We start from the raw sequence: 1,682 nt of genomic DNA on the forward strand, positions 1-1,682 counted from the left end.
AGCATGGTTTCATCATTCATCAGTTTCTTCGTAATCCTTAAAAATGTTGGGACTAAGAATATTCCGCCTAAAAACCAAAGCACCAGAAAGAAACTCAATTTAAGAATAGACATTAGCATTTCTGTGCCGGCCGATTGCTGGCTAACTGCTAAAGTTGAAAACATAACTAGGATTAAAATAGCCACTAAGTCTTCTACTATCAATACACCAAAAACAAGCCCTGCAAACTTCTTATGCTTGATACCCAACTCTTCAAAAGCTTTAATGGTAATCATTGTCGAGGAAATGGATAGAATTCCACCCAAAAACAGACTGTCCATGCTACTCCATCCCATAGCCATTCCAACTCCATAACCGGCAAGAATTAGAAATACAACTTTAACAATGGCAGTAATGGAGGCTGATCCCCCAACTTTTACTAGTTTTTTAAAACTAAACTCAAGTCCTAAGCTAAACAACAGGAAGATTACGCCAATTTCTCCCCAAATATTGATGCTTTTATAATCGGTAATGGTAGGGAAGAAGTCGAGATGTGGGCCAACCAATAGTCCAGCTAAAATATAGCCTAAAACTAAAGGCTGCTTTATTTTTTTAAACAGGAGGGTAATTACGCCAGCTGCGGCAAGAATAAGACCTAAGTCGGCAATTAGTACGGGTAAATGAATCATATAAGCATGTGTTTTAAAGTTGATAATTTTTAGTAGAATGGACTCTAAAAATTACCAAAAACTATGCTTGGGATAAAGGTATTGAAAGATGAATTTGTAACTGAACTTGGTGTTTAGCGCAAAATCGAAGTTGATTTTAGCTAATTTAATTATTAATTCCTCAGTGATTTTGAGAAAATGAACTGCGAAAATCAGGGAATTTTGATTACTGTGATGTAAAAAATCAAATTGATTAAAAAATATGTCAATTTTTAATGAATTCTTTTCCTTTTTTTTAAAATTAGATGGTTTTTTATTTTCTTTTTGTAATGCAGTGCCGTCTGTCATCTTATGCGCATGAAGCGAAGATGAATAGCAACAAAATACAATGAAAAGCGTAATAAAAATCCTCATTGCTTTAAAAATACTAAAAAAATATTGATTTTTAAAGCTTTTGAAGCACTAAATAGCTTGTTGAGGTTGGTTAAAGAATTCGATTGTGTCTAATTTATCCTGGTATAATTGCTCTTTTAAAGCCTCTAAGCCAGTGAATTTAACATCGTGACGTAGAAACTTTAGGAAATTCATTTTGATCGTCTGACCATATATTTCGTCGTTGAAATCAAATATATTTACTTCTATATTGCGCGTCATTCCGTTTATTGTAGGACGTTGACCAATGTAGGCCATTCCTTTATAAATGCCAGAATTCATTTCAACAGTCACCGCATAAATGCCATCGCCTGGAATAAGTTTATATGTTTCCTCCACAAATATATTAGCAGTTGGAAAGCCAATTGTTCGGCCAATTTTGTCTCCCTTAATTACTGGGCCGTTGATTGAAAAATGATAGCCCAAATAGGATGCTGCTAAAGAAACATCGCCATCCAGCAAAGCTGTTCGGATCTTGGTCGAACTTACCGCAACATCGTTAATATCTTGTTCTGGTATTTCCTCGATGTTAAAACCATATACTTTTGCATAAGCCTCCAGCTCTTCCATTCCGCCTTGACGATCTTTTCCAAAGCGATGATC

General features: G+C 35.1%; 2 protein-coding genes. Both read right to left on the minus strand.

Translation table 11 applies throughout. The annotated features are described in order from the left end of the window. Positions 1-668: cation:proton antiporter (locus WC622_RS16825; RefSeq protein WP_372820850.1), on the minus strand; the 668-nt coding region annotated here is incomplete at its 3' end. A gap of 441 nt (positions 669-1,109) precedes the next feature. Further along, positions 1,110-1,682, minus strand: a 573-nt coding sequence (locus WC622_RS16830; protein WP_372820851.1) for a riboflavin kinase, incomplete at its 5' end; no start/stop codon positions are given.

The sequence above is a fragment of the Pedobacter sp. genome, assembly GCF_041662865.1.
Lineage (GTDB): Bacteria > Bacteroidota > Bacteroidia > Sphingobacteriales > Sphingobacteriaceae > Pedobacter.